18 protein-coding genes are annotated in these 19330 nt (G+C 58.1%); 9 read left to right on the forward strand and 9 right to left on the reverse strand.

The window, feature by feature from the left end:
• Positions 1 to 158 precede the first annotated feature (158 nt).
• Together J0X19_RS10290 and J0X19_RS10295 are read left to right on the forward strand one after the other, a co-directional pair.
• A complete protein-coding gene (locus tag J0X19_RS10290) occupies positions 159 to 1808 on the forward strand; it encodes a TldD/PmbA family protein (protein ID WP_206984271.1) in 1650 nt (549 codons plus the stop codon).
• Positions 1809 to 1908: 100 nt separating this feature from the next.
• Positions 1909 to 3243, forward strand: a complete 1335-nt coding sequence (locus J0X19_RS10295; RefSeq protein WP_206984272.1) for a TldD/PmbA family protein — start codon at positions 1909 to 1911, stop codon at positions 3241 to 3243.
• Positions 3244 to 3331: 88 nt separating this feature from the next.
• On the opposite strand, the gene J0X19_RS10300 is transcribed toward J0X19_RS10295, so the two are convergent.
• A complete protein-coding gene (locus J0X19_RS10300; RefSeq protein WP_206984273.1) occupies positions 3332 to 3634 on the reverse strand; it encodes a GIY-YIG nuclease family protein in 303 nt (100 codons plus the stop codon).
• Positions 3635 to 3770: 136 nt separating this feature from the next.
• Between J0X19_RS10300 and J0X19_RS10305 the strand changes: the two genes are divergently transcribed.
• The 3 genes from J0X19_RS10305 to J0X19_RS10315 all read left to right on the forward strand — a co-directional run bounded on the left by J0X19_RS10305 (position 3771) and on the right by J0X19_RS10315 (position 8793).
• On the forward strand, positions 3771 to 5423 hold the full coding sequence (locus J0X19_RS10305) for a TldD/PmbA family protein (protein WP_206984274.1): 1653 nt from the start codon (positions 3771 to 3773) through the stop codon (positions 5421 to 5423).
• Positions 5424 to 5662: 239 nt separating this feature from the next.
• Positions 5663 to 7312, forward strand: a complete 1650-nt coding sequence (locus tag J0X19_RS10310) for a TldD/PmbA family protein (protein ID WP_206984275.1) — start codon at positions 5663 to 5665, stop codon at positions 7310 to 7312.
• A 155-nt stretch (positions 7313 to 7467) separates the two neighbouring features.
• On the forward strand, positions 7468 to 8793 hold the full coding sequence (locus tag J0X19_RS10315) for a TldD/PmbA family protein (RefSeq protein WP_206984276.1): 1326 nt from the start codon (positions 7468 to 7470) through the stop codon (positions 8791 to 8793).
• Positions 8794 to 8868: 75 nt separating this feature from the next.
• On the opposite strand, the gene J0X19_RS10320 is transcribed toward J0X19_RS10315, so the two are convergent.
• The gene (locus tag J0X19_RS10320) at positions 8869 to 9531 is read right to left on the reverse strand and encodes a porin family protein (protein ID WP_206984277.1); all 663 of its coding nucleotides are present in this window, start codon (positions 9529 to 9531) and stop codon (positions 8869 to 8871) included.
• Positions 9532 to 9612: 81 nt separating this feature from the next.
• A complete protein-coding gene (locus J0X19_RS10325; protein ID WP_206984278.1) occupies positions 9613 to 10233 on the reverse strand; it encodes a porin family protein in 621 nt (206 codons plus the stop codon).
• A gap of 237 nt (positions 10234 to 10470) precedes the next feature.
• Here J0X19_RS10325 and J0X19_RS10330 point away from each other — a divergent pair, with 237 nt between their 5' ends.
• Positions 10471 to 11094: a DUF4159 domain-containing protein gene (locus J0X19_RS10330; RefSeq protein ID WP_206984279.1), complete on the forward strand. Its 624-nt coding sequence runs from the start codon at positions 10471 to 10473 to the stop codon at positions 11092 to 11094.
• A 33-nt stretch (positions 11095 to 11127) separates the two neighbouring features.
• Here J0X19_RS10330 and J0X19_RS10335 read toward each other — a convergent pair whose 3' ends face one another.
• The 6 genes from J0X19_RS10335 to eat form a co-directional block, all read right to left on the reverse strand.
• A complete protein-coding gene (locus J0X19_RS10335) occupies positions 11128 to 11790 on the reverse strand; it encodes a hypothetical protein (RefSeq protein ID WP_206984280.1) in 663 nt (220 codons plus the stop codon).
• A 66-nt stretch (positions 11791 to 11856) separates the two neighbouring features.
• Positions 11857 to 12483 carry a hypothetical protein gene (locus J0X19_RS10340; protein WP_206984281.1) on the reverse strand — a complete coding sequence of 209 codons (627 nt, stop codon included), beginning with the start codon at positions 12481 to 12483 and terminating at the stop codon, positions 11857 to 11859.
• Between the two features lie 365 nt (positions 12484 to 12848).
• Entirely contained in the window at positions 12849 to 13325 is a 477-nt protein-coding gene (locus J0X19_RS10345) for a cupin domain-containing protein (protein WP_206984282.1), read from the reverse strand.
• 39 nt (positions 13326 to 13364) lie between these two features.
• Entirely contained in the window at positions 13365 to 14756 is a 1392-nt protein-coding gene (locus tag J0X19_RS10350) for an ethanolamine ammonia-lyase subunit EutB (RefSeq protein ID WP_206984283.1), read from the reverse strand.
• Positions 14757 to 14847: 91 nt separating this feature from the next.
• Entirely contained in the window at positions 14848 to 15000 is a 153-nt protein-coding gene (locus tag J0X19_RS10355) for a hypothetical protein (protein WP_206984284.1), read from the reverse strand.
• 13 nt (positions 15001 to 15013) lie between these two features.
• Complete coding sequence (eat, locus tag J0X19_RS10360; RefSeq protein WP_206984285.1) at positions 15014 to 16336, reverse strand: ethanolamine permease; 1323 nt, start codon at positions 16334 to 16336, stop codon at positions 15014 to 15016.
• 125 nt (positions 16337 to 16461) lie between these two features.
• Here eat and J0X19_RS10365 point away from each other — a divergent pair, with 125 nt between their 5' ends.
• From J0X19_RS10365 to J0X19_RS10375, 3 genes are all read left to right on the forward strand, one after another.
• On the forward strand, positions 16462 to 17097 hold the full coding sequence (locus J0X19_RS10365; protein ID WP_206984286.1) for an SMI1/KNR4 family protein: 636 nt from the start codon (positions 16462 to 16464) through the stop codon (positions 17095 to 17097).
• 90 nt (positions 17098 to 17187) lie between these two features.
• Positions 17188 to 18726, forward strand: a complete 1539-nt coding sequence (locus tag J0X19_RS10370) for a TPM domain-containing protein (protein ID WP_206984287.1) — start codon at positions 17188 to 17190, stop codon at positions 18724 to 18726.
• A 122-nt stretch (positions 18727 to 18848) separates the two neighbouring features.
• The gene (locus J0X19_RS10375) at positions 18849 to 19310 is read left to right on the forward strand and encodes a cold-shock protein (RefSeq protein WP_206984288.1); all 462 of its coding nucleotides are present in this window, start codon (positions 18849 to 18851) and stop codon (positions 19308 to 19310) included.
• Positions 19311 to 19330: the final 20 nt, after the last annotated feature.

Consider the following 19330-nt stretch of genomic DNA (forward strand, 5'->3'; position numbering starts at 1 on the left):
TGAATGAAGCCTAAGCAGCGGGAGCTATACTCTCCCTACCAACACTCTTCCATTATGCAGCCCCTTTCTGCGGCTTGCGTCCTTGGGTTGCAGATTGCGAATACTCTGCCTAAACTGCCCGTTCTTCTCCTTCCTTTCCAACCAAACCTTTCTTCTCTTTGAAAAGACGTGACTTTGTAGGCCTGACGGGCTTGGCGAGCGGGGCGCTGTTTTTGCCCTCTTTCCCCAGCTTGGGCGGCGACCTTGTAGACCCAGCCCGGCTGCTGGAAACGGTGGACCCAGCCGTGAAGAAACGCTTGGCCGACGCCGCCCTAAATGCGGCCAAAGGCGCCGGGGCCTCCTACGCCGATGTGCGCATTGGGCGCTACCTCAACCAGAGTATTTTCACCCGTGAAAAGCAGGTGCAGAACATTGTGAGCGGTGAGAGTTACGGCGCGGGCGTGCGGGTTATTGCCAATGGTACCTGGGGCTTTGCGGCCACCAATACCGTAACTGAGGCCGGCTTGGCCAAAGCCGCCCAACTGGCCGTGCAGATTGCCAAAGCCAATGCCAAAGTGCAGAAACAGCCCGTGCAGCTGGCTCCGCAAAACGGCTACGGCGAGGTCAGTTGGAAAACGCCCATTCAGCAAAACGCCTTCGAGGTGCCAGTGAAGCAAAAAGCCGACCTGCTGTTGGCGGCTAATGCCAAGGCCTTGGAAAACGGTGCCTCGTTCGTGAATTCCTCACTGTTTCAAATAAACGAGCAGAAATACTTTGCCAGCACCGACGGCTCCTACATCGACCAGGACGTGCACCGCATCTGGCCTACATTCACCGTTACGGCCATTGATAAAGCCACTGGCAAGTTCCGCTCCCGCGACGCCATGAGTGCGCCCATGGGGCTAGGCTACGAGTACCTCACGCCGAAAGCCGCCGACAAGATTCCGGGTCCGGCGGGCTCCGACATTATCGGCTACAAAAACAGCTTCGATATTCTGGAAGACGCGGCAACCGCAGCCAAGCAGGCCCGCTCCAAACTCACGGCCAAAAGTGTAGTGCCCGGCAAGTATGATTTGGTGCTTGACCCCAACCACCTGGGCCTGACCATACACGAAAGCGTAGGCCACGCCACGGAGCTAGACCGGGTGCTGGGCTACGAAGCCAACTACGCCGGTACCAGCTTCGCGACGCTGGAGTGGAAAGCCAAGAACATTCCCTACGGCTCCAAGCTGGTCAACATCGTGGCCGACAAGCTGCAACCTGGCTCCTTGGGTGCGGTGGGCTACGACGATGAAGGCGTGAAAACCCGCCAGTGGGACCTGATTAAGGACGGTAAACTCATCGATTACCAGAAGATTCGGGACCAGGCGGCTATTGTGGGGCAGAAAGAATCGGATGGCTGCTGCTACGCCGACTCCTGGAATACCGTGCAGTTTCAGCGCATGCCCAACGTGAGCTTGCAGCCGGGTAAGGAGAAAATGAGCGTGGATGAAATGGTGAGCAAGGTGGACAAGGGCATTTATATTGCCGGCCGCGGCTCGTTCTCGATTGACCAGCAGCGCTACAACTTCCAGTTCGGCGGGCAGGTGTTCTACGCCATCGAGAAAGGCAAGATTACCGGCATGCTCGAAGACGTGGCCTATCAGGCCAACACCCAGGAGTTCTGGAATTCGTGCTCGGCCATCTGTGACCAGTCCGACTACCGCTTGTTCGGCTCTTTCTTCGACGGCAAGGGCCAGCCCAGCCAGGTATCGGCCGTGAGCCACGGCTCGGCCACCACCCGCTTCAACGGCGTCAACGTCATCAATACCGCTCGTAAAATAGGTTGATGGCTGATGTGATGATTTCTGATGTGCTGGCCTGATAGGCACATCAAAAACCACCTTCTCAATCAACAAATTAACTCATCGAAAATCAGCACATCACCCCATGGCCATCCTTTCCAAAGACGAGTCCCAAGCCATTCTTAAGAAAGTTCTTAGTTTCAGCACTGCCGATGAGTGCGAAGCCACGCTGAGTGGCAGCAACGGCGGCAACGTGCGCTCGGCCCGCAACGCCATCAGCACCAGCGGCGCCGTGGATAACGTGAGTTTGGGCGTGGAAGCCCGCTTCGGCAAACGCTCGGGCGTGGCCACCTGCAACGAGTTCGACGATGCCACGTTGCGCCGTTGTGTGCAACGAGCCGAAGAAATTGCCCGGCTCGCGCCTGAAAGCCCCGAGTACATGCCGCTGCTGGGCCCGCAAACCTACGTAGCCGCCCCTAAGTCGTTTGCCGCTGCTACGGCGGGCATTACCCCCGATTTTCGGGCCACCCAGATTGGCAAAACCATGAAAATCTGCGACGAGAAAAAGGTGACGTCGGCGGCGTTTCTCAACGACGAAGCCGGTTTTGTGGCCAAGCGCAACAACAAGGGCCTGGAAGCTTACCAGCAGTATTCCAACGTAGAGTTCAGCATTACGGTGCGCACGCCTGATGGTACGGGCTCGGGCTACGCCACCGCCGACTTCATTGATGCCTCGGCCTTCGACGCGGGCAAGCTGACCTTAACCGCCGCCGAAAAAGCCGCTAACTCGCGTAATGCCAAGGCCATCGAGCCCGGTAAGTACACCGTTATTCTGGAGCCGGCCGCCTTGGTAGCCAACTCCGATGCCTCATTGATGGCCGCGCTAATGGGTGCCCTGGATGCGCGCAACGCCGACGAAGGCCGCAGCTTCCTGAGCAAAAAGGGCGGTGGCAACCGCAAAGGCGAAAAGCTGTTCGACGAGCGGGTAACCATCTACTCCGACCCCACCAACGCCGAAATTGCCAGCCTCACCTTCGCCGGCGACGGTCGGCCGCAAAAGAAGATGACCTGGATTGAAAAAGGCGTGGTGAAGAACCTGTACACCTCGCGCTTCTGGGCGCAGAAAGCGGGCATCCCGGACATTCCGCGGCCCGGCGGCTGGATTATGGAAGGCGGCACCCAGAGTGTGCAGGACATGATTAAGGGCACGGCCAAAGGCATCCTGGTGACGCGCCTGTGGTATATCCGCCCCGTAGACCCCCAAACGCTGCTGTACACCGGCCTCACCCGCGACGGAACCTTCTACATCGAGAACGGCAAAATCAAGCACCCGGTGAAGAATTTCCGCTTCAACGAGTCGCCGATTATCATGCTCAACAACCTGGAAGCCATTGGCAAGCCGGTACGCGTGAACGGCAACCTCGTGCCGCCGCTCAAGATTCGGGATTTCACCTTCACCAGCCTCTCCGACGCCGTGTAAACGAATTGTCATTCCGACCGCAGGGAGGAATCTGGGTATCATCGTTGAACAGTTTCACTCAGATTCCTCCCTCTGGCCGGAATGACAATTATCCTAAAATATCGGGATGCAAGTCCCGCCATTCCGGATTGTTTAAGGCTATCAGCGCATCCTTTTTCTCGCGGCGCCACCCTTTGATTTCTTTCTCCCGGGCAATGGCTTGCTTGATATCACTGAAAGCTTCCCAGTGCATGAGAAGATTGCAAAAGTATCGACCGGCAAATGTCCGCTGACGACCTTCGTTTTCGATGTGCTGCTCCAACCGCCGTGCTAAATCATTGGTAACACCGATGTATAGCACAGTACGCTTGGGATTGGTAATGAGATAAACGCAATAGTGATGCTGACGCATGGCTTCCTGATTTGAATAGAAATATACCGTTTTTGTTGTTCCAGCGCAGGAGGAATCTGAGTCAAGCTTTTCAACGGTTTCACCCAGATTCCTCCTGCGTCGGAATGACAGTTCTGCCGCTTCCTTCCTGACATATATGAAAAGACGTGATTTTGTGGGGCTGACCGGCCTGGCTTCGGGGGCTCTGTTACTACCCAGTATTCCGGGTTTCGGCAATGGCGTGGAAGTGGACCCGCTGCGCCTGCTCGAAACCGTAGACCCGGCCGTGAAAAAGCGCCTGGCCGACGCGGCTCTGAATGCCGCCAAATCAGCGGGTGCCACCTACACCGACGTACGCATTGGGCGCTACCTCAACCAAGGTGTTTTCACCCGCGAAAAGCAGGTACAAGGCATCAGTAGCACGGAAAGCTACGGCGCCGGGGTGCGGGTTATTGCCGATGGCACTTGGGGCTTTGCCGCTACCAACATTGTGACGGAAGCCGGGCTGGCCAAGGCCGCCCAACTGGCCGTGCAGATTGCCAAGGCCAATGCCAAGGTGCAGAAAGCGCAAGTGCAGCTGGCGCCTCAGAAAGGCTACGGCGAGGTCAGCTGGAAGGCCCCAATCCAGCAGAACGCCTTCGAGGTACCCATCAAAGACAAGGTGGATTTGCTGCTGGCCGTGAATGCCAAGGCGCTGGAACAAGGCGCTTCCTTCGTGAATTCGGTGTTGTTTCAGGTGAACGAGCAGAAGTACTTCGCCAGCACCGACGGCTCCTACATCGACCAGGATATTCACCGCATCTACCCCACGTTTGGCGTTACGGCCATTGACCGGGCGTCGGGCAAGTTCCGGTCCCGGCAGGCGCTTAGCTCGCCGATGGGCATGGGCTACGAGTACCTCACGCCGAAAGCGGCCGACAAGGTGGCCGGCCCCACCGGCTCGGATGTGGTGGGCTACAAGAACAGCTACGACATGCTGGAAGACGTGGTGAGTGCCACCAAGCAGGTGAAGCAGAAGCTGACGGCCAAGAGCGTAGTGCCCGGTAAGTACGACCTGGTACTCGACCCACACCACCTGGGCCTGACCATCCACGAAAGCGTAGGCCACCCCACCGAACTGGACCGGGTGCTGGGCTACGAAGCTAACTACGCCGGCACCAGCTTCGCCACGCTGGAGTGGAAGGCCAAAAATATTCCCTACGGCTCGAAACTCGTCAACATTGTGGCCGACAAGCTCCAGCCGAACTCCCTGGGCGCCGTGGGCTACGACGATGAAGGCGTGAAAACCAAGGAATGGAACCTGATTACGGAAGGTAAGCTGGTGGACTATCAGAAAATCCGGGACCAGGCGCACATTGTAGGCCAAAAGGAGTCGGATGGCTGCTGCTACTCGCAGTCGTGGCAGGATGTGCAGTTTCAGCGCATGCCCAACGTGAGTTTGAAACCCGGCACCACCAAGCTCAGCGTGGATGAAATGGTGAGCAAGGTGGACAAGGGCATCTATATTGCCGGCAATGGCTCGTTCTCGATTGACCAGCAGCGCTACAACTTCCAGTTCGGCGGGCAGGTGTTCTACGCCATCGAGAAAGGCAAAATCACCGGCATGATTGAGGACGTGGCCTATCAGGCCAACACGCAAGAATTCTGGAACTCGTGCGCGGCCATCTGTGACCAATCCGACTACCGCCTGTTTGGGGCCTTCAACGACGGTAAAGGCCAACCGGGACAAAGCTCAGCGGTGAGCCACGGCTCGGCCACCACCCGCTTCAACGGCGTCAACGTCATCAATACGGCCCGCAAAATTGGGTAGCATTTCGTATTGATTACCAGCAAGAACCGCCCGCTCGACACAAAACGAGCGGGCGGTTTTGCTTTACAATTAACTTTTCTGAATATTTTGCTAGCAACCGAACAACCCCGTCTTGGCAAGTAGCATCTATTGGCTAATTGGCGAAAGTGGAAGCGGGCAACTAAAACGTCATGCTTTTCCTGTATCCTACTGCCTAGCTTACCACCTCGAAACCTTCACTTCACTAAACCCCAAGCACCTTGAAAAGACGTGACTTTATGGGGCTGACCGGCCTGGCGGCTGGGGGCCTGCTGCTACCGAGTGTGCCTGGCCTGGGCGGCATCCTCGTGGACCCCGAGCAGTTGCTGGAGGTAATGGACCCGGCCCTGAAAAAACGCCTGGCCGACGCGGCGCTCAACGCCGCCAAAGGCGCCGGGGCCTCCTACGCCGATGTGCGCGTTGGGCGTTACCTCAACCAGTACGTTTTCACCCGTGAAAAGCAGGTGCAGAACATTACCAGCACCGAAAGCCTGGGGGCTGGCGTGCGCGCCCTGGTGAACGGAGCGTGGGGGTTTGCTTCCACCAACACCGTAACCGAAGCCGGTATTGCCGCCGCGGCCCGCTCGGCAGTGGCCATTGCCAAAGCCAACCAGAAGGTGCAGAAACAACCCGTGCAGCTGGCCCCGCAACGTGGCTACGGCGAGGTGAGCTGGAAAACACCCATCGAGAAAAATGCCTTTGAGGTGCCGGTGAAGGAAAAGGTGGAACTGCTACTAGCCGCCAACGCCAAGGCCCTGGAAAACGGCGCCAACTACATCAACTCGGCGCTGTTTCAGGTGAACGAGCAGAAGTATTTTGCCAGCACCGACGGCTCCTACATCGACCAGGACGTGCACCGCATCTGGCCTACGTTCACCGTTACGGCCATTGATAAAGCTACCGGCAAGTTCCGCTCCCGCGAGGCTATGTCGGCGGCTATGGGGCTGGGCTACGAGTACCTCACGCCGCGCGCCAGTGATAAAATGGCTGGCCCCGCCGGTACCACCGTGGTGGGCTATAAGCAGCGCTACGATATGCTGGAAGATGCCGCCCAGGCCGCTAAACACGCCAAGGAAAAGCTCACAGCCAAAAGCGTAGTGCCCGGCAAGTACGACCTAGTGCTCGACCCTGCCCACCTCGGCCTGACCATCCACGAAAGCGTAGGCCACCCCACCGAGCTAGACCGGGTGCTGGGCTACGAGGCCAACTTTGCCGGTACCAGCTTCGCGACGCTGGAATGGAAGGCTAAGAACATTCCCTACGGCTCCAAGCTGGTCAACATCGTGGCCGATAAGTTGCAGCCCGGCTCCCTGGGCGCCGTGGGCTACGACGATGAAGGCGTGAAAACCAAGGAATGGGACCTCATCACGGAAGGTAAGCTGGTGAACTATCAAAAAATTCGGGACCAGGCGGCCGTAGTGGGCCAGCAGGAATCGGATGGGTGCTGCTACGCGGATGCCTGGAGCTCGGTGCAATTCCAGCGCATGCCCAACGTGAGCTTGCGCCCCGGCACCACCAAGCTGAGCGTGGATGAGATGATCAGCAAAGTGGACAAGGGCATCTACATCTCCGGGGCGGGCTCCTACTCCATCGACCAGCAGCGCTACAACTTCCAGTTCGGTGGCCAAGTGTTCTACGCCATCGAGAAGGGCAAAATCACCGGCATGATTGAGGACGTGGCCTACCAGGCCAACACCCAGGAGTTCTGGAACTCCTGCGCCGGCTCCTGCGACCAGTCCGACTACCGGCTTATGGGCACCTTCTTCGATGGCAAGGGCCAGCCCAGCCAGATTTCGGCTGTGAGCCACGGCTCCAGCACCACCCGCTTCAACGGCGTCAACGTCATCAATACGGCCCGTAAAATTGGTTAATTGGTAGCCATAACTGTCATTCCGAACAGAGTGAGGAATCTGGGTGAAATTCTTGAACGACTTTGCTCAGATTCCTCACTCTGTTCGGAATGACAGCCGCGTGGGTCCTTGCACCTGCCCACCATTCAACCCACATCAATCAGCATATCAACCACATGGCAATACTTTCCAAAGACGAAGCGCAGGCCATCCTTAAGAAGGTGCTGAGCTTCAGCACCGCCGACGAGTGCGCCGGCCAGCTCAACGGCAACACCACCGGCAACATCCGCTACGCCCGCAACAACGTGAGCACCGCCGGCTCATCCGACAACGTGAGCCTGGCCGTGGAAGCGCGGTTTGGCAAACGCTCGGGCGTGGCCACTTGCAACCAGTTCGACGATGCCACCCTGCGCCGCTGCGTGCAGCGGGCCGAGGAAATTGCCAAACTGGCCCCCGAAGACCCGGAATACATGCCCATGCTTGGGCCGCAGCAATTCCTGGCGCCCACCACTTACGCGGCGGCCACGGCCGGCATCACCGCCGACTACCGCGCCCAGGTGGCCGCCGACAGCATTGCGCTGTGCGAGCCGCGCAAGCTCACCGCCGCCGGCTACCTGGAGGACGGCCCCAGCTTCGTAGCCATCCGCAACAACAAGGGGCTGGAAGGCTACCAGCAATTCACGCAGGTGGATTTCTCGGTGACGGTGCGCACCGCCGACGGTACCGGCTCGGGCTACGCCGTGGCCGACTACACTGATGTAGCCAAGTTCAACGCCAAGAGCCTCACCAGCCTGGCCGCCACCAAAGCCGCCGGCTCGGTGGGCGCCAAAGCCATTGAGCCCGGCAAGTACACCGTGATTCTGGAGCCCGCCGCCTTGGTGTCCGATGAGGGGATTCTGAACCGGCTGATGTACGCCCTGGACGCCCGCGAAGCCGATGAAGGCCGCAGCTTCCTGAGCAAAAAAGGCGGCGGCAACAAGCTCGGCGAAAAGCTGTTCGATTCGCGCGTAACCATCTACTCCGACCCGCTTAACGCCACCGCCCCCGGCCGCGTGTTCGATGGCGACGGACTGCCGGTGAAGCGCATGAATTGGGTGGAAAAAGGCGTGATGAAGAACCTGTACTACTCGCGCTACTGGGCCGAGAAAAGCAAGAAGCAAGCAACGGCTTTCCCCAGCGGCTTCGTGATGGAAGGCGGCACCCAGAGCGTGGAAGACCTCATTAAAGGCACCGCCAAAGGCATCCTGGTGACGCGCCTGTGGTACATCCGCGACGTGGACCCGCAGACACTGCTTGTCACCGGCCTCACGCGCGACGGCACGTTCTACATCGAAAACGGCAAAATCAAGCACCCCATCAAAAACATGCGCTTCAACGAAAGCCCGGTTATCATGCTCAACAACATCGAGGCGATGGGCAAACCGGTGCGGCTGGGCGGCAACATGGTGCCGCCGTTGAAGGTGCGCGACTTCACCTTCACCAGCTTATCGGACGCCGTATAGAATCGATAGAACCCATAAGAAAAACCCCTGTCTGAGTGCTCAGACAGGGGTTTTAATTTAAATTCCAAAGCCAGTTTACTTTCCGCCGAACATATAGCCTACCGAGAATTCCAGCACCCGGTTGTGCAGGCCGCCAATGTCGAGGTACTCCCGCAGCTGCTTGTCTTGTTCGTTGTTGTTGATATCGGTGAGGCCGTAGTTGAGGCGCGCGGCTATTAGCAGGCCGTTCTTGAGGTCGAGGCCCAGGCCACCACAGATGCCAACGTCGCCTTTGTAATCGGCTTTCACGTCTCTGTTTTCCGACACGTAGCCGCTGCCACTGGAGCCCGAGTAATACCCGACCTGCCCATCTTGCCGGGCCCCGAGCAGCAAGCCAAACTGCGGCCCCACTTGCAGGTTCACCACCTCACCCAGATACACTTTCAGCAGCACGGGCAGGTTCAGGTACGAGAGCTTGGTTTTGTTTTCAAGCATGGTCCCGTAGCCCACCAGTTGCTTGTTGTCGGAACCTTGCCGGGAATACACCAACTCCGGCTGAATGGCCACGTGGGTGGACGGGCGCCACCGCATTACCGCTCCCAGATGCAGGCCCGGCTTGAACTTGGTTTCCTGGTTGATAGTCCCGTCGAGCACGGCCATGCTGACGCCGGTTTTCAGCCCGAATTGTACGCCCGTTTGCGCCTGGCTGGTGGCAATGCCCCCAAGCAGCAACCCGAGCACTAGCGTAATTTTTTTCATAACGATGAAAGAGAGAAGAATGGAATATCCTGCAAGCAACAGAATTGCACAGGCCCGCCCAAACCACCGCTCTATCATCCATTACTTTCCAAATTTAATCCCAACTGAAGCCTGTAACACGCGGTTTTTCAGGCGCGGGTCGTTGGCGCCGTTCAGATCGGCTACGTCGTTGATGTTGTTGAGGCCAGCCGTGTAGCGTACGCCCAGGATGAGGCTCCCTAGCTCCAGGCCCGCCCCAGCGGCCAGCGCGAAGTCGCCTTTTTTGTAGTTGTTGCCGGCGCCTCGGTCTACGGGGCCGTAGCCGTCGGCGGCGCTGATGCGGAGCGTACCGTTTTCACGCGCCCCAAGCAGCACCCCAAATTGCGGCCCGCCTTCCACGTACACCGGCCCTACTTTCACGTGGGCCAGCACCGGAATATTGAGGTAGTGCAGCTTGGTATCGTAATTGGCCGCCGCCGACTTAAATTCCGAGCCTTGCAACGAATACAGCACTTCGGGCTGGATAGACAACGGCCCTAGCACGGGCAGCCGCACAAACGCGCCTACGTGGTAGGTGGTCTTGTAGTCGGTGTCCATGTTGATATTTTGGCCATCGAGCACGGCTTGGTTGATGCCGGCTTTGATGCCGAATTGCGCTTGCGCGTGGCTGATACCCGCCAGCAGCAGCACGGCAAGCAGGGGAAGTAAGCGAGTCAGTTTCATAGGAGAAAAAGCAGATTGGTTTTACATCAGCCGGTAAACGAAAATTTCATGCCATTGGCATATCGGAGGTAGCAATAACTTTTTGGCAGGAGCTTTCCGGCCACCATGCCGCCATTTTCCTGGTAATCCGCTGCCGAAAAGCCACCTTGCCTAAGCAGCCTGCGTCTATAGTGAAGTTGCTTCGGCGGCTGCCGGGCCCTACCTTACTCAGCTACTCCGTTACTCAGTTACTCTTTCGTGCCAGTTCCTTTCACTTTCGTGCGCCTGCAATACCGCTCCGGCGACTGGGACGGCGTAGACGAGCGGATGCCCACCAATCTGCTTCATTCCCTGATTCAGTACACCAAAATCCCGGTCAATCAGAAAGAGAAAGTAGTGGCGCTGGATTCGCCGGAGCTGTTCCGGCACCCGTTCTGCTACCTCTCCGGGCACCGGCTGGTGCAGTTTTCGGCGCAGGAAAAAGCGAATTTCACCCAGTACGTACGCAACGGCGGCTTCGTATTCGTCGACGACTGCAACCACGACATCGACGGGCTGTTTGCGCGCTCATTTGAGGAGCAGATGCGGCAGTGCTTCGGGGCGGGCGCCCTCAAGAAGCTGCCCAAAACGCACGCCATCTACTCGCAGTTTTTCAAGTTTCCGGATGGCCCGCCACCCACCTCGTTCGAGCTCAACGGCTGGGGCGACGACCTGGTGCACGACTACCTCAAAGGCATCGAATTCAACGGCCGCCTGGGCGTACTGTACTCCAACAAAGACTACGGCTGCGAGTGGGACTACGACTTCCGCAACAAGCGCTTTCTGGCCGAAGACAACACCAAGTTCGGCGTGAACATCCTGCTGTATGCGTTGACTGCCTGACGGGTTAGAACCGGTGGAAGGTACTTGCCAGAATTAATCGATGAATTTTTGATACCAGTTAAAAAACTCATCGTCAGATGCGTCATCATCCATTGAAGCTGGGTGCTTTATTATTTCCAGCGCATTCTGTGGAATAGTGACGTTAAAAGTATTCTTCACCCATTCCTGAAATTCCACATTCGGCTCAACTCTGAATTCCTTGTCGAGCGTGTTGGGAGGGTACGCAAACTCTTCAGACCAGCAGATTTCGTCGTAGCCAATAGCCAATAGCCGCAAAAAATCGACAGCATTGTCTGCCAGAACACAGGCTAGCGTGGAGCCGGAACCGGAACCCATGTGAATAATTTTCACCTGCCCGCTATCGGTCAGCCACAGTGCACATTCAGAGCCGTCGGCGCCTGTCCGCCCGAAAACGCATAGCCGACTGTTCAATTCTTCATTCTCCTTACCAAACCAATATTTCAGGTTGACATTACCCGAAGCAACAAATTCAATATCTGTTCCCCCCTCTCGTCCGGTGTCAGTCCAGCTTTGTTTCATTTCGTGTTCGGGGTACAGAAAGCCGTAGGTAGCATCTTCTGTTTCCTTATAAAGCTGCTTGCTTACTATCCATTCATATAGCTGAATTAGAGGCGGCGGGATATGCATACCTTCAGGTAACACTGCTTCCAGCTCTTGAACTAAAATATTTTGCATGGGGTCGGAACGGCTGACTACGGGGTATAATAATGCGAATTATTCCGTTGACTGCCTGATGCACCGCTAGAACCGGTAGCCGAGGCTGAGGCGGCCGTCGAAAACCGATTTATTTCGCTCGTAGAACGTTTTGTTGTCGTAGTGATAAGCGCCTGAAGCGGCTTCGTCAGTTGACTGCCGGTCTAGCCGGCCCCAGGTCATGACGCCGCCTGATACGTCGAGCAGCAGCCGGCTACCTAGCGGTACCTGCGCGCCCAGCAGCATCCCGGCTCCCCCCAGCTTCCGGCGTTCTTGGCTGGTACCGTAGTAGTATAGCTGGCGCACGGCGCGGTAGCTCACCGTAGGCGCCACATAAAAACCGTTGAGGCCAGTTTTGCGCCCCTGAAAATAGTAGTAGCGCCCCTGCAACGCCACCCCCGACAGGCGCTCTTCCGGCTCACCACCGTTGAGCAACACCTCGGCGTTGCCGCTTACCCGTGGCCCTAGTTGCCGCTCGTAGCCAAACAGCAACGGTAGCAGCATCTGAGGGTTGTTGTTAAGGGCATTGTACGCTACGTTTCGGGCGAGAATGCCGCCAACATCAAGGCGCACTGCATTGTGGTATTCGGGCCGGGCGGGCTGATCCTGACTGGGCGTAGTTTGGGCGTGGGCTTGGCCTTGAAACAGGCTAACTACCGAGAGCAAAACAGCCAAGCGGCTGGCGCGGGAGAGGAGGGTGTATCATGTCCCGAAGTAGGTTTTTGCCACGCGGGAAGGCAAACCATTTGGCCCGTTAATCAGACTTTTGCTTTAGAACACAAATCAGCCTACAACGCCGCCAAACAGCGCATTATCGAATTTCAACGCCAGCGGAGTTAGACTTTACAATGTTCCTTTTGCGGGAGAATTCCGGTTATAGTACAGATCATGCAAACGGCTTACAACAAGACCGTCATTTCGAGCTTGCCGAGGAATCTCGCGGGCTGATGATGGATTAGCACTCCTGTGTCAGTACGCCAGATGCTTCGCTACGCTCTGCATGACAGCCGTTGTTGGATTACTGTAGACACAGACACAGCTCAAGTAAATTTTTCGATGAGGTCTTGCAGGTGGGGGAATTGCGCGGTTAGCTCAGCGCGTTCAGCCAGTTCAAAATCCGTGAAATCGAAGCCGGGGGCCACGGTGCAACTTACCAGGGCATAGCCGACGCGCTGCTTAACCTGGGCCGCAAACCACGTATTGGCCGGAACGACAGCCTGGAGTTGCTCCCCCTTTTCAAGATCGTTGCCGAGGATGATGGTAGTGGCCTGTCCGTCCGCTATCAGCACAATTTCCAGCGTCTGCCCTTTATGGAAAAACCAGAGTTCATCCGACTTAATGCGGTGAAAGCACGACCTGTCCTCGTTTTCCAGCAAGTAGTAAATGGCGGTACTCCCGTTTCTGGTGTGCGCCTCATCCGTTGTTACGGTGTGCGCCGAGCGGTACGTTTCGCGGTAGTAGCCGCCTTCCGGATGGGGCAGCAGGTGCAGGTGACGAACAAGGTCTGGCGCAGTCATGGCAATGAAAGATGAAGCGAAAGTGGAAAGGCAGGAACGTTACGCCAGCGGCTTAGGAAGTCCCATATGCAGCAGCCGATGCTCTGACAAAGCGGGCAGCAACCGGCCCTGCGCATCGAACACGCCGAGTTGCTGAAGCCAAGCCTCAAATTCTGGCGCGGGGCGCAAACCTAGCACGCTACGCAAGTATAGCGCATCATGGAAGGAAGTGGATTGGTAGCCGAGCATGATGTCGTCGGCGCCGGGCACGCCCATGATGAAGTTGCAGCCGGCCACGCCCAGCAGCGTGAGCAGCGTATCCATGTCGTCTTGGTCGGCTTCGGCGTGGTTGGTGTAGCATACATCCACGCCCATGGGCAGCCCCAGCAGCTTGCCGCAGAAATGGTCTTCCAGCGCCGCCCTGATGATTTGCTTGCCGTCGTAGAGATACTCGGGGCCAATGAAACCCACCACCGAATTGACGAGCAGCGGCTGGAACCGGCGGGCCACGGCGTAGGCACGGGCTTCGCAGGTTTGCTGGTCGAGGCCGTGGTGGGCGTTGGCGCTGAGGGCGCTGCCCTGCCCGGTTTCAAAGTACATAACGTTGTTGCCGACGGTGCCCCGATTCAGGCTGAGCGTAGCCTGCCAGGCTTCTTCCAGCAAAGCCAGGTTGATACCGAAGCTGGCGTTGGCCGCTTCGGTGCCCGCAATGCTCTGAAACGTAAGGTCTACAGGAGCCTGCTGTTGCACCAGTTCCAGCGTGGTGGTTACGTGGCACAGCACGCACGACTGGGTAGGAATGGCGTATTGCTGCCGGATGGCATCGAGCATGTCCAGCAGGTTGCGCACGGCGGCGGGACTGTCGGTGGCGGGGTTAATGCCCAGCACCGCGTCGCCGGAGCCGTAGAGCAGGCCGTCGAGTAGGCTGGCGGCAATACCACGGGCGTCGTCGGTGGGGTGGTTGGGCTGGAGGCGGGTGGCCAGGTGGCCGCGCAAGCCCAGCGTGTTGCGGAATCTAGTGACTACCTCACAGCGGCGGGCCACGGCAATCAGCTCCTGGTTGCGCAGCAGCTTGCTCACGGCGGCTACCATTTCGGGCGTCAGGCCAGGGGCGAGTTGCCGGAGCGTATGGGTGTCGGTGGAGTCGGCCAGCAGCCAGTCGCGCAGCTCGCCCACCGTTAAATGGCTGATGGGCGCAAAGGCGGCGGCATCGTGCGTGTCGATGATCAGGCGCGTGACTTCATCCTGCTCGTAGGGCACCAGGGCTTCGTGCAGGAAGTTGCGCAGCGGCACATCGGCCAGGGTCAGCTGAGCCGCTACCCGTTCTTCGTAGGTGCCGGCCGCCACCCCCGCCAGCACGTCGCCGGACCGGAGCGGCGAGGCGTTGGCCAGCACTGCTTTCAGGTCCGGAAACTGGTAGACGTGGTGGCGGATGGTATGCTGGTAAGCCATGGCGCAGGTGTTGGAATTGAGAAATTAGAGGCTAGTCGGCTCTGGTTGCAAAACAGCCGCATAACGGCGCAAGGTTTGTAGCCGGTGGATGCTAGAAGAACCACGCGCCGCGTAGCGGTACCAGAAACGCCAGCCGGTCTGGCACCGCTACGCGGCGCGAAACCAGAAGCACTTGCTGCAAACCTGACACCGCTACGCGGCTGCTCTGCCACTTGAGTTTCTTGAAATCCTGTGCGAACAGCACGCTATACACTACCTCACTTAGGCGCTGCTACTTCCGCCTCGACTTTATTCAGGCCCAGCGCCAGGTACAGCCCCAGCAGTACGCCCAAGCTCACGAAGAACACCAGGCTCAGCAGCCAATTGTAGTACACAATGGCCCCCAAACTCACCACCGACAGCACCGTGGCAATCAGCGGAAACCAGGGGTAAAACGGCGTCACAAAGGGCCGCACTAGTTCGGGCTCCTTACGGCGCAGCACAAACAAACTCAGCAAGCTCACCAGGTACATCAGCACTGCCCCCAGCACCGACAGCACAATGAGCTTATCGGTGGTGCCGGTCAGGAGCGAGATGCAGCCCACCACGCCGCCGGCCACCAAGGCCCAGTGCGGCGTTTGAAACCGGGGGTTGACGCGGGCCAGAAACCGGGGCAAATAGCCGGCGCGGGCCAGTGCAAACACCTGCCGCGAATACCCGATGATGGTGCCGTGAAACGAGGCAATCAGCCCAAACAGCCCGATGCTGGCAAAGGCCTTGGTCCAGGGGTTGCCTTTGCCGAGGGCGTAGCTCAAGGCCTCGGGCAGCGGGTAATCGATGGTGCTGAGGCGGTGCCAGTTGGTGACGCCGCCGGTAAGCACCATCGCGCCCAGCGCCAGAAATACCAACGTCAGCAGCCCGTAGGTGTAGCCGATGGGGATGGTGCGGCGCGGGTTTTCCACTTCCTCGGCCACCATAGCCACGCCTTCAATGGCCAGGTAAAACCAGATGGCAAAGGGCAGGGCCGCAAACACGCCCGCCACCCCAAACGGCATCGGGTCAAGGAGGAAGTTGCTGGCTTTGAAATGCGGCGCCACCAAGCCCATAAACAGCAGCAGCTCGGCCACGGCCAGCAGCGTCACTACGAGCGAAAACATAGCCGACTCTTTGATACCCAGCAGATTGATACCGATAAACAGCACGTAGCTGCCCAGCGCCGTAGCCAGCACCGGCACCGGCGGATACAGAAAATGCACGTAGCTACCCAGCGCAAAGGCAATGGCCGGCGGCGCAAACAGAAACTCTACCAGCGTAGCGTAGCCCGCCACAAACCCACCCACCGGCCCCAGCGCCCGGTGCGCGTACGCAAACGGCCCGCCCGCGTGCGGAATGGCCGTGGTTAGCTCGGTAAAGCTGAAAATGAACGTCACGTAGAGCACCGTAATCAGCAGCGTGGCCACCAGAAACCCCACCGTGCCTGATACCGCCCAGCCGTAGTTCCAGCCGAAATACTCGCCGGAAATCACCAGCCCCACGGCAATAGCCCACAGGTGCAAGGGCTTCAATACTTTCTTCAGAACAGGCGGCGCAGCATCGTTCATATTCCAGGGTTCAGCAGACAGCTAAACCCTTAACATAGGGGTTGTTGCACGAAATACACTATCCGCACTGATTTGCAGTAGCTTTAGTTGCCACTAAAGTTGTTTTGTGAAGAACCAACTAGTGCATGTCAACCAGCATTCAGGAGCTACCATTTATGCAAGTACAAGAAGCGTTGCGCACGATTAAAGAGTTTTGGAGCGAGCCCGCCTGGCCTTTCGGGCAGGGCACCAACTCGCAGGAAATAGCCAGGATCAACCAGGAATTCAACTACGAACTGCCCCCCGACTTGCGCGAGTATCTGGCAGTGGCTCCGGCGCAGAACTTCCTGTTCGAAACCGTGGGCAACCCCATGGAAGTGTATGGCCTGCCGAAGCTGCAATACCGGCAGGACGGCTATAATTTCAACTCCGTGACCAACCAGGCAATACCCGACTGGCCGGCGCATTGGTTTATGCTGGCCGATGAAGGGGCCGACCCGGTTATTATCGACTTACAAGCCCCGGAAACTGGCGTACGCAAGCTTTACCACGGAGGCGGTGACTGGAACGAAGGTGAGAATATTGCCGATTCTATTGGGCAATTTTTGCTTTGCAGCGCCGCCCTGCACCATGCCCTGCGTCACTTCACCAACGACCCCATCATCGACGATGCCAGCGGCTTCAATTTGGCACCGGAACCAGCTGCCTGGCTGTTTCCTCGCATCAAGCAATGGGCCCCAACCTACTACGAGGCCTGGTGCTCAACCTTTGAGAACAGCTAAACAAAGCCCCCGTTAGCGTAAGGCGCCAGTAGTGGCGGCCATTCATTCTAGCAGTGCCTTCCATACCTTAGCCGGCCTACTGTTCTGCTTATGCTCTCCCGTTTGCTGCACCTCCGTATTCTGCTGGTTTGCCTGCTCTTGGCGGCGTGCAACAGCCCCAGCGCTCCACCCAGTGCCCCCAGTTACCTCACTGCCATTCCCGACCCCAAAACGCTGGGCGAAACCTACGTTAGTGACCCCGACGGGGTGCTCAGCGCCGCTACCATCAGTGCCCTCAACGATACCCTGCAAGCTCTCGACCAAGCGGGGCAGGCGCACATCGACGTGGTGCTAACAAACAGCATTGGCGACGAGGTACCGAAAGCAGCGGCACACGCCCTGTTCAACCACTGGCAGATTGGCGACCCCACCAAAAACAACGGCCTGCTCATTCTGCTCGTCCTCGACCAGCGCCGCATCGAGTTTGAAACCGGCTACGGCCTGGAAGCCGACCTGCCCGATGCGCTTTGCTACCGCATTCAGCAGCGCTACATGCTACCCGCCGCCCGCGCCGGCAACTACGACCAAGCCGTGCAGCAAGGCGTAGCCGCCACCATTCGGCAGCTCACCACCGGCTCTATGGATGCCCCGCCGCTCAGTGACAGCGCCCGGCTTGATTCGATGATAGCCGCCGTTACGCAGCCGCAAGACCAGAACTACCACTTGAACAACACCCCGGAAGTCCGGCTTTATGCTCCTGCCGCAGAAACAAGCAGTACCAGCCCCCTGTGGTCGATTGGTGTTGGGCTGGCGGGCTTGCTGGCGCTGCCGCTGTATCTGGCGCTGTGGTTTTTCACTACCGCAACCAGCAGCGTGTTTCGGTGGCTGTTGGCGGTGGCTTTGCTGCTGCCGGTACTGCTTTTCGTGCTGGCTTTCTCCACCGATGGCACTGTGAGCTTTTGGGTTGTGGTAGGCGTGGCATATCTGCTGCCGGGGCTGTATCTGCACGGCTACCTGGCGGTGGTTAATGTTCTGAACCGCACTAAGTACGCCCCCCAGGGCCGCCATGCCCAGCACACCTATCTGCACCAGATGCATTACCAGCTCGATTTCAGCGCCTACGTGTTTCCGGTGCTGCTGGCGTTCTACTGGCCTTGGCACCGCCGCCGCATGCAGCACCTGCGCGACACGCCCTACCCCTGCCCAACCTGCGCCGTCCCCATGCACCGGCTCCCCGAGCAAACCGACGACGAACTACTGGAGCTGGGCCAAGTGGCCGAAGAAATGATTGAATCGGTGGATTACGACGTGTGGCAGTGCCAACAGTGCCAGCAGAAACTGGTGCTGGGCTACCGCAACCTGGCCTCCGACGTCGAGCCTTGCCCCGCCTGCCAGCACCGTACCTACCGCCAAAAGCGCCGCCGCGTCATGCAGGCCGCTACCACTTCCTCGCCGGGGTGGGGGCTGCTGTACTTCCAGTGCGAATATTGCGGCCACAAACACGAAGAGAAGTTTACCATTGCCCAGCTTTCTACGTCCTCCCGCAGCTCGTCCGGGAGCAGTTTCTCGTCGGGCAGCTCTTCTTCTAGCAGTAGTTCGTCCAGTAGCGGGGGCTCGTCGGGGGGCGGGGGCGCGGGCAGCAGCTGGTAAGTGGGGCGGCTTCTGTGGTAGAGAGCTGAACTTTAGCCCCACCTTCGCTGTACTACTCTATACTATATTTGAAATGCTTAGCTTTAGGGTGAAAGCACACAGACCAAACAACCACACAACCTATGGGGAAATCCCAAGCAAGCTTCGGTAAAAAGGAAAACGAGAAAAAGCGCCAGAAAAAGAAGCAGGAGAAAGAGGAGCGTAAGGAAGAGCGCCAGGCTGCCGCCAAAAGCGGGCAGAGCCTCGACGAGATGCTTGCCTATGTAGACGAGAATGGCAACATTTCCTCTACCCCTCCCGACCCTAGCAAGAAGAAAGAAATCAACGTAGAAGACGTGCGCATTGGCGCGCTGCGCCAGGAAGACCAAGAGCCGGTTGAGACCGTGCGCAAAGGCAGCGTGACGTTCTTCAACGACTCCAAGGGCTACGGTTTCATCAAGGATGCCCAAACCCAGGAAAGCGTGTTTGTGCACGCCAATAGCCTCGGTGGTATTACCATAAAGGAAAACGACAAAGTAACCTTCGAGGTGGAAATGGGTCCGAAAGGCCCCAGCGCCTTTGCGGTGAAGAAAGCCACGGAGTAGTTTCCTGCTCACTGAATTAT

Origin of the sequence: Hymenobacter telluris (assembly GCF_017313265.1) — a bacterium.
Classification (GTDB): Bacteria; Bacteroidota; Bacteroidia; order Cytophagales; family Hymenobacteraceae; genus Hymenobacter; species Hymenobacter telluris.

Coding starts and splice junctions, on each gene's coding strand:
- J0X19_RS10295 (WP_206984272.1), top strand. CDS start 1,909: ATGGCCATCCTTTCCAAAGACGAGTCCCAAGCCATTCTTAAGAAAGTT.
- J0X19_RS10335 (WP_206984280.1), bottom strand. CDS start 11,790: ATGCAAAATATTTTAGTTCAAGAGCTGGAAGCAGTGTTACCTGAAGGT.
- J0X19_RS10370 (WP_206984287.1), top strand. CDS start 17,188: ATGCTCTCCCGTTTGCTGCACCTCCGTATTCTGCTGGTTTGCCTGCTC.
- J0X19_RS10300 (WP_206984273.1), bottom strand. CDS start 3,634: ATGCGTCAGCATCACTATTGCGTTTATCTCATTACCAATCCCAAGCGT.
- eat (WP_206984285.1), bottom strand. CDS start 16,336: ATGAACGATGCTGCGCCGCCTGTTCTGAAGAAAGTATTGAAGCCCTTG.
- J0X19_RS10325 (WP_206984278.1), bottom strand. CDS start 10,233: ATGAAACTGACTCGCTTACTTCCCCTGCTTGCCGTGCTGCTGCTGGCG.
- J0X19_RS10375 (WP_206984288.1), top strand. CDS start 18,849: ATGGGGAAATCCCAAGCAAGCTTCGGTAAAAAGGAAAACGAGAAAAAG.
- J0X19_RS10305 (WP_206984274.1), top strand. CDS start 3,771: ATGAAAAGACGTGATTTTGTGGGGCTGACCGGCCTGGCTTCGGGGGCT.
- J0X19_RS10320 (WP_206984277.1), bottom strand. CDS start 9,531: ATGAAAAAAATTACGCTAGTGCTCGGGTTGCTGCTTGGGGGCATTGCC.
- J0X19_RS10350 (WP_206984283.1), bottom strand. CDS start 14,756: ATGGCTTACCAGCATACCATCCGCCACCACGTCTACCAGTTTCCGGAC.
- J0X19_RS10315 (WP_206984276.1), top strand. CDS start 7,468: ATGGCAATACTTTCCAAAGACGAAGCGCAGGCCATCCTTAAGAAGGTG.
- J0X19_RS10345 (WP_206984282.1), bottom strand. CDS start 13,325: ATGACTGCGCCAGACCTTGTTCGTCACCTGCACCTGCTGCCCCATCCG.
- J0X19_RS10365 (WP_206984286.1), top strand. CDS start 16,462: ATGTCAACCAGCATTCAGGAGCTACCATTTATGCAAGTACAAGAAGCG.